The organism is Pseudomonas putida (assembly GCF_028682175.1).
GTDB lineage: Bacteria > Pseudomonadota > Gammaproteobacteria > Pseudomonadales > Pseudomonadaceae > Aquipseudomonas > Aquipseudomonas putida_AD.
This window is the reverse complement of the sequence record NZ_JANHKS010000109.1, coordinates 1-694: the sequence shown is the minus strand read 5'-3', so window position 1 is coordinate 694 and position 694 is coordinate 1. Positions and strand designations below refer to the sequence as shown.

Below are 694 nucleotides of genomic sequence, written 5' to 3'. Positions count from 1 at the left end.
CCACAAGGCTGACGCGAGCTTCGACGCGAAGACCCTGAACTATGGTGGCGGATTCGGTAACGACCTGGGCCACTCCGGCAACCTGGATACATTCCTGGGCAGCGACAAGGGTTCGCTGGTCTACACCAATGGCACCACCCAGACCACCACTTCCGATGCCATCATCGAGCTGGCTGGCAAGGTGAGCATGGCGGCCGGCACCTACTCGCTGAAGATCACTGCAGACGATGGCTACATCGTGCTGATCGATGGCAAGCAGGTGGCGCTGTACAACGCCAACCAGTCGCCGACTACCCATACCACCACGTTCACGCTCGATACCGGCGGCGAACACGACATCCAGATCGTCTATTGGGATCAGGGTGGTCAGGCACAGTTGAAAGTCGAAGTGGCCTCGGTCGTCAACAACGTGACCGGCGCCTACAGCGTGCTGGGCACCAACCCTGACATTGCGCTGGCGCACAGCACCCTGACGACCCTCGAAGACCAGCCTCTGGTCATCAAGGCGCAGACCATCGTAGGCAACGACACCGATGCCGACGGCGACAAGCTGACCATCAACTCGCTGCAGGGCCATGATCCGAAAGTCGCCTCCGACGTCTTCGACGCCAGCGGCAAAGTGGTCGGTTCGGTCATCATGGATGCCGCTGGCAACGTGATCTTCACCCCGGCCAAGGACGTCAACGGTCCGGTC

At 60.8% G+C, this 694-nt stretch carries 1 protein-coding gene; it reads left to right on the top strand.

Going from position 1 to position 694, the window contains the following annotated elements; translation table 11 throughout:
- Positions 1-694, top strand: a 694-nt coding sequence (locus tag NPS29_RS28665; protein ID WP_274136868.1) for a cadherin-like domain-containing protein, incomplete at both ends; no start/stop codon positions are given.